Raw genomic sequence first — 6,741 nt, 5'->3', positions numbered from 1 at the left:
GTTAAGCATCATAACGGCGACGATAGTGTGAAGACGCGACAATAGCAAGCTGCCAGGTCGCAATTTAAAAATGCGATGAGCCGATGAGTCAAGTACCGCTTGACTCGTTTTTTTTACTCTTTTTCTTGTCTCTTATACCTATAAATGATATAGTAGTTGAGAACTGGTTCGAGAGCCAAACCCAGTATAAAAAACTAAGAACATATGAATATAATTCATGATGTTTGGCTTCTAACTGTTCTTTAGAAGAAGGAGAAAATCGAATATGAAAAAACTAGACGTTAAAACGATTGCACTAAACGCAGTCATCGCTGCAGTCTATGCAGCACTTACTATCGGCTTAGCGCCAATTTCTTATGGTCAGGTGCAGATGAGAATTTCAGAAGTAATGATCTTCCTTGCATTCTACAATAAGAAATATATCCCAGGATTAGTATTAGGATGTTTCATTGCGAACGTTCCATCATCTCTTGGTGCATATGATATGGTATTTGGTACATTTGCGACTTTACTTGCAGTAGTTGCTATGAACAAAGTATCTAATCGTTATGTTGGTGGTATCTTAGGTGGATTAATCAACGGTATCATTGTTGGTATTGAATTAACACTTGCATTCCATACACCATTCCTATTAAATGCAGTTTATGTATTTGTAGGTGAAGTTGTTGTATTAGAAATCGGTGCATTCTTATTTGGATTATTAGAAAAGAATGAACCAGTATTAAAGATTATTAAAGCATAAAAGAACCTTCGGGTTCTTTTTTTGTGAACTATTAGTTCTCTCTTAAAAAAGTTATTCACACCTATTGCGTACTTTTTTTACGATTCTAATGTGAATACTTGTAATTGATCTTTAAATAATAAAGAATAGTAGTAAAGAAGAGAGGAACTTATATGACACTTACAATTGGATTTATTGGAAATGGTAAAAGCACTAATCGTTACCATATGCCATTTATACTTACAAGAAAAGATAAAATAAAAGTAAAAACAATTTATAATCGTTCTATTCACTTTGATACTTGGAAGAAAATAGAAGGTATTCATTACACAGATAATCTAGATGAATTACTCAACGACAAGGATATTCAGGTTGTAGTAGTGACTTTAAAATCAAGTCTTCATTATGAATATGCAAAGAAAGTATTAGAAGCAGGAAAACATTGCGTAGTAGAAAAGCCATTTGCATCTAGTTATACACAGGCAAAAAAACTATTTGATTTAGCTGAGTCTAAAGGACTCATGCTTCAATGTTATCAAAATAGAAGATTTGACAGTGACTTCTTAACTGTTCAGAAGGTCATTGAATCTGGGAAACTTGGGGATCTATTAGAATTAGAAATGCATTTTGATTACTATCGTCCAGAAGTACCAGAAAGCATTCATGAATTCTCAGTAATTGATTCTTATCTCTATGGTCATGCTTGTCATACCTTAGATCAGGTGATCTCTTATTTTGGTAAACCAGATCATGCACATTATGATGTACGTCAATTATTAGGTGCAGGACGTATGAATGATTATTTTGATTTAGATCTTTATTATGGAACTCTAAAGGTCTCAGTAAAATCATCATATTTCCGTATAAAAGAGCGTCCTAGCTTTGTTTTATATGGTAAGAAGGGAATGTTTACTAAAACCAAAAAAGACCGTCAGGAAGCGGATTTGAAACATTTCTATATGCCTTATGAACATGAGGACTTTGGCTTAGATACCCCAGCTGATTATGGCACTCTTATCTATGATGAAGAAGGGCATTATCATGAAGAAAAGGTAGAAACAGTAAAAGGTGATTATGGTTACTACTATGATGCATTGTATGAAACAATCATCAATCATAAGCCACAGCTTGTTACTAAGGAGCAGACATTATTACAGATGAAGATATTAGAAGATGCTATTAAAGGATTAAAATAGGAGGAACTATCATGAAATTAGGTATTGTAGGATCAGGAATGATCGTTAAAGACTTTTTAAAGATGTTTAATGAATTAAGCGGTATTGAACTATTAGGTATCTCAGCACGTAATGAAGAGAACTTAAAGAACCTTTGTGTTCAGTATCCTATTGAACGTTATTATTTAAGTTATGAAGAAATGTTGGAAAATAAAGATATTGATACTATTTATGTAGCTGTACCAAATGATTTACATTTCATTATGTCTAAAAAAGCGCTTCTCGCAGGTAAAAACGTAATATGTGAAAAACCATTCACGACTAATCTTAAAGAGGCCTTAGAACTCAAGGAAATCGCTGAAAAAGAGGATTTGTTCCTTTTAGAAGCTATTCCAAATCGTTTCTTCCCTAACACATATCTATTAAAAGAAAAGGTAAAGGAATTAGGCAATATTCGTGTGATTAACTTTAACTTCTCACAGTATTCATCAAGATATGATCGTTTTAAGAAGGGAGATATTGCGCCTGCTTTTGATCCAAATCATTCAGGTGGTTCTTTAATGGATTTAGGTGTTTATAACATCAATCTTATTATGGAACTTTTTGGTAAACCTGAAAATGTAAATTATTATCCTAATATTGAAAGAGGAATTGATACATCAGGTGTACTTGTGATGGATTATGGTTATATGAAAGCAGTTTGTGTTGCTGCAAAGGATTGCCAGGCACCGCTATCTTCTACTATTCAGGGAGATGAAGGTTATATTGTCATGAGAAGTCCATCAAGTCAGATTACTGAATTCCAAATGGCTTTTAATAAGCAGGAAGAAGTGACTTATAACGAAAACGGACCACATAACCGTATGTATTATGAATTTGTGGAATTAAAGAAAATCATTGAAACAAATGATAAAGAAAAGATGGCTACACTTTTACAGGATACATTAGATGTTATGGAAGTACTCACTGAAGCAAGAAAAAAAGCAGGGGTTATATTCCATGCTGACTAAGAGATGTTCAACATCTCTTTTTTTATATCTTTAAATCCTTATGAACTAATCCAATGAGAAATAGAATAAGAATTGTGACTAAGACAGTAATCACAAATAGCTCTAAAGTATTCTGTTTAGGCTGTTCTTTCCCTTGAACTGTGACTGAAGCATTCTTATTTGTATTATTTGTATTTTGAACTGTTTCTGTAAGAATAGGTGAATAAGCCTGTACAGAGGTTGGCTGTACACAGCCAATCACTAACATAATTACAGATAAACATTTGATTAATCGCATCATGATAGAGTTACTCATTGAAATGCCTTCTTTCCCCATATACAACTGTATTCTAGTCCTCATATAAACAATCGTCAATATAACAAGCGCTTACAAATATATAAAAAAGAGAAGAAAAATTCTTCTCTTAATGATGAAAGTTCGTATGTCCAGTAGAGAGCTCTGGTCTTTCAAGACCAGCTTTTTTGCCTGCTTCAATAGACTTAAGAAGCCAGCTCATATTCTTTGCGATATTCTGCATAGTCGCAACACCTTCTGCATCTTTATATACATCTTCAGGTTCACTTCCAAAGACTTCATTCCAATAATTGGCAGATACAATAGGCATATGAGAAATACTGAAATGTTTGTTGACAACATCCATGCTTGCCACCTGTCCAGCACGTCTTGCACTAAAGATACAAGCTCCAGGTTTATAGACAAAGACACTCTTATTTGAATAGAAGGCTCTGTCTAATACTGCAAGTAATCTTGCACTCGGATGAGCATAGTAGACAGGTGAGGCAAAGATAAAGCCATCACAATCTTTTGCTTTTGTAGTGATTTCATTGACTACATCATCAAATACACATTGATGTTCAGTTACACACTTCTTACAGTTCATACAATCCGCAATAGGCTGATTGCCAATAAAGATGATTTCTGTTTCAATACCTTCTTCTTTGAATGTTTCAGCCATAATATCTAAAGCTGCACGTGTACAGCCATTATTACGGGAACTTCCATTAATCATAAGTACTTTCATAGATTCACCTCCTTATGGTAAAGGTTTACCACTTGCTAGATAAAGATCATACCATTCCTGACGTGTTAATTCGATATTCGTAGCTTCTGCTGTTTCAATTAAATGTTTAGGAGAAGTTGTACCAGTAATTGCTTGAATATGGGCAGAGTGTCTTAAAATCCATGCAGTCGCAATTGTGGCAGGAGTAACATTATATTTCTTTGCTAGATCATCAAGAACGTTATTTAATTTCTTATAATCAGGATGATTTAAGAAAGTCCCTTCAGCCCAGGATGCCTGCACAATACTCCAAGCCTGGATTGTAATATCATTTAAACGACAATAATCAAGCACACCGCCATCTTTATCAATCGCAAAGTCTTCCTTCATATTCATGTTCATACCACTATCAATCATCACAGAATGCACAATAGAAAGTTGTAACTGATTAATAATAATAGGATGTTTAATATACTTCTGTAATAAGGCAATCTGTCCTGGTGTATGATTAGATACTCCAAAGTATTTGACCTTACCACTAACATACAGTTCATCAAATGCTTCTGCCACTTCCTGAGGGTCACATAATGCATCAGGTCTATGTAATAAAAGAATTTCTACATGATCAGTATGGAGTCTTTTTAATGACCCATTGACGGCATTTATAATATACTCTTTAGAAAAGTCATAACGTTTCCCAGGTACAATGGCACACTTTGTCTGAATAATCATCTTTTCACGATATTCAGGATGTTTTTCAAGAACTTGTCCAAATAACTCTTCTGACTTTCCTCCACCATAAATATCAGCATGATCAAAAAAGTTAATACCACAATCTAATGCAGTCTTCACAAGTTCCTCTACTTCCTCAATACTCTTATCTGCAATACGCATGCAGCCCAAGGCGATTTCAGATACTTTTAAATCAGTTTTTGGTAGATCATAGTACTTCATATTAAATACCTCTTGTATAAGTCTTTAACCATTCATTTTCTTCATCAGTTAAGTATGGCTTTAATGATTCTCTTACGAATTCATGATACTTATTCAATGCTTCTCTTTCATCAGTTGTTAGTAAAGAAACATCAAGACCATCTAAGTCAATAGGACATAAAGTAAGAGGTTCAAACTTCATCCACTGGCCATACTCATTCTTGATATCTTCAACACATAATAATTCATTTTCTAAACGGATACCAAACTGACCTTCAATATAAACACCAGGTTCATCCGTTGTAATCATACCTGCTTCCTGAATTGCAGAAGGCTTACGTGGATCACGTAAACGTGGTCTAATATCATTTGGTCCTTCATGGACATTTAAGAAATGACCAACACCATGACCTGTACCACACTGGAAATCAATATGCTGCTTCCATAACTCATGTCTTACAAGACCATCAATCCAGATACCATTTGCACCATATAAGAAAACAGCTTCCTGCATCTTCAACATAGCCTTTAATACATATGTGAAGTATTTTCTTTCAGTCTCACTGATTTTACCTAAGATGAATGTACGTGTAATATCAGTTGTACCATCTAAATACTGTCCACCTGAGTCAATAAGAAGCATACCTTCTTTTTTAACATGAACATCATGTTCATGAGATGGATGATAATGCATTAATGCCGCATTTTCTTTATAAGCAGTAATTGTATTAAATGAAATATCAGTAAATAATTCCTGTGCTTCTCTAAAGCCTAATAACTTATCAGTAATAGAACATTCAGTCGCATCATCAGGCATAGAAGTCTTTAACCAATACATGAACTTAGTCATTGCTACACCATCTTTTAAATGGGCATGCTTTGTATTTTCAATTTCTACATCTGACTTAATACTCTTGAAGTATTGAGATGGGTTAGATCCTTCCATGATTTCACAGTCTATAAATGAATAAATGGCATAGTTAATAGCACTTAAATCTACAAGTACCTGACCACTTAATCTCTTTGTATCTAGATAGATATCATCATAAGAACGGATTTCAACACCATCATTCTTATAAGCTTCAATCATCGCTTCATCATAAGTACCATCCTGAAGATATAAATAAGCGTTATCTAAAGTAATAATACTAAATGCCATAGCCATTGGAGAATGAGGAATATCCTTACCTCTGATATTGAATGTCCATGCAATATCATCTAATGATGTAATGATGTGCGCATTACATTCATTTTCTTCCATATAACCACGAATCCATTCAAGTTTTTGTGCTGTGCTTTGTCCATGATACTTCACATCATAGATATAAGCAGGTTCATGAGAACGTTCTGGACGATTTGTCCATACATCAGTCATATCAATGTCTTTTAATTCAAAATCAGTTTCTCTATCTTCATCTAAATCAATGATAAATGAAGCAGTTGTTACTTTACCATTGAAGCCAAGTACATCACCATCATCAAGATGATCAATGAGGAAATCCTTCACACTAGGAACATCTGCATTACCCATCTTCATGAGTTTAATACCAGGATAGAGTTCTTTTTCTGCCTGAATGAAATAACGTCCATCAGTCCATAACCATGCTTCTTTCTGTCCTACAACTAGGACACCTGCAGAACCAGTAAAGCCGCTTAGATACTTTCTAAACTGGTCATGTTCGCCTACAATTTCACTCTGATGATCATCATCAGTAGGCACATAATAGAACTTGATATTTTGTTCTTTTAATCTTTTCTGTAATTCTTTTATCATTTTTTTATCACCCAAGATAAGTTTAACACAAATGAGAGAGATAAGGTATAATACAATTAGGAGATGATTAAGTGTGAAACAAAAATCAATCAAAACGTATAAAAAAAGACGAACTTAAAAACAAGTT

At 33.9% G+C, this 6,741-nt stretch carries 7 protein-coding genes and 1 riboswitch; of the genes, 3 read left to right on the top strand and 4 right to left on the bottom strand.

Features of this window, described 5'->3' with window-relative positions; all coding sequences use genetic code 11:
* Positions 1–157: 157 nt before the first annotated feature.
* Positions 158–204: riboswitch (PreQ1 riboswitch) on the top strand.
* Positions 205–265: 61 nt separating this feature from the next.
* The 3 genes from DW269_RS11910 to DW269_RS11900 all read left to right on the top strand — a co-directional run bounded on the left by DW269_RS11910 (position 266) and on the right by DW269_RS11900 (position 2,906).
* The gene (locus tag DW269_RS11910) at positions 266–742 is read left to right on the top strand and encodes a QueT transporter family protein (protein ID WP_117460181.1); all 477 of its coding nucleotides are present in this window, start codon (positions 266–268) and stop codon (positions 740–742) included.
* Between the two features lie 152 nt (positions 743–894).
* Complete coding sequence (locus tag DW269_RS11905) at positions 895–1,917, top strand: Gfo/Idh/MocA family oxidoreductase (protein WP_117460179.1); 1,023 nt, start codon at positions 895–897, stop codon at positions 1,915–1,917.
* Between the two features lie 11 nt (positions 1,918–1,928).
* Entirely contained in the window at positions 1,929–2,906 is a 978-nt protein-coding gene (locus tag DW269_RS11900) for a Gfo/Idh/MocA family protein (RefSeq protein WP_117460177.1), read from the top strand.
* A gap of 22 nt (positions 2,907–2,928) precedes the next feature.
* Here DW269_RS11900 and DW269_RS11895 read toward each other — a convergent pair whose 3' ends face one another.
* The 4 genes from DW269_RS11895 to DW269_RS11880 form a co-directional block, all read right to left on the bottom strand.
* Positions 2,929–3,201, bottom strand: a complete 273-nt coding sequence (locus DW269_RS11895; protein ID WP_117460175.1) for a hypothetical protein — start codon at positions 3,199–3,201, stop codon at positions 2,929–2,931.
* A gap of 109 nt (positions 3,202–3,310) precedes the next feature.
* The gene (locus DW269_RS11890; protein ID WP_117460173.1) at positions 3,311–3,928 is read right to left on the bottom strand and encodes a flavodoxin family protein; all 618 of its coding nucleotides are present in this window, start codon (positions 3,926–3,928) and stop codon (positions 3,311–3,313) included.
* Between the two features lie 12 nt (positions 3,929–3,940).
* Positions 3,941–4,861: an aldo/keto reductase family oxidoreductase gene (locus DW269_RS11885; RefSeq protein ID WP_117460171.1), complete on the bottom strand. Its 921-nt coding sequence runs from the start codon at positions 4,859–4,861 to the stop codon at positions 3,941–3,943.
* Position 4,862: 1 nt separating this feature from the next.
* Positions 4,863–6,614: an aminopeptidase P family N-terminal domain-containing protein gene (locus tag DW269_RS11880; RefSeq protein ID WP_117460169.1), complete on the bottom strand. Its 1,752-nt coding sequence runs from the start codon at positions 6,612–6,614 to the stop codon at positions 4,863–4,865.
* Positions 6,615–6,741 lie beyond the last annotated feature (127 nt).

This window comes from Catenibacterium sp. AM22-6LB, assembly GCF_003435615.1.
In the GTDB taxonomy this organism is placed as follows: Bacteria; Bacillota_I; Bacilli_A; order Erysipelotrichales; family Coprobacillaceae; genus Catenibacterium; species Catenibacterium mitsuoka_A.
The sequence above is the reverse complement of the archived record's forward strand: the minus strand, read 5'-3'. Positions and strand labels throughout refer to the sequence as shown.

Bases quoted from the DNA above. Each gene is read 5' to 3' on its own strand.
- DW269_RS11910 (WP_117460181.1), top strand. From the start codon at position 266: ATGAAAAAACTAGACGTTAAAACGATTGCACTAAACGCAGTCATCGCT.
- DW269_RS11905 (WP_117460179.1), top strand. From the start codon at position 895: ATGACACTTACAATTGGATTTATTGGAAATGGTAAAAGCACTAATCGT.
- DW269_RS11900 (WP_117460177.1), top strand. From the start codon at position 1,929: ATGAAATTAGGTATTGTAGGATCAGGAATGATCGTTAAAGACTTTTTA.
- DW269_RS11895 (WP_117460175.1), bottom strand. From the start codon at position 3,201: ATGAGTAACTCTATCATGATGCGATTAATCAAATGTTTATCTGTAATT.
- DW269_RS11890 (WP_117460173.1), bottom strand. From the start codon at position 3,928: ATGAAAGTACTTATGATTAATGGAAGTTCCCGTAATAATGGCTGTACA.
- DW269_RS11885 (WP_117460171.1), bottom strand. From the start codon at position 4,861: ATGAAGTACTATGATCTACCAAAAACTGATTTAAAAGTATCTGAAATC.
- DW269_RS11880 (WP_117460169.1), bottom strand. From the start codon at position 6,614: ATGATAAAAGAATTACAGAAAAGATTAAAAGAACAAAATATCAAGTTC.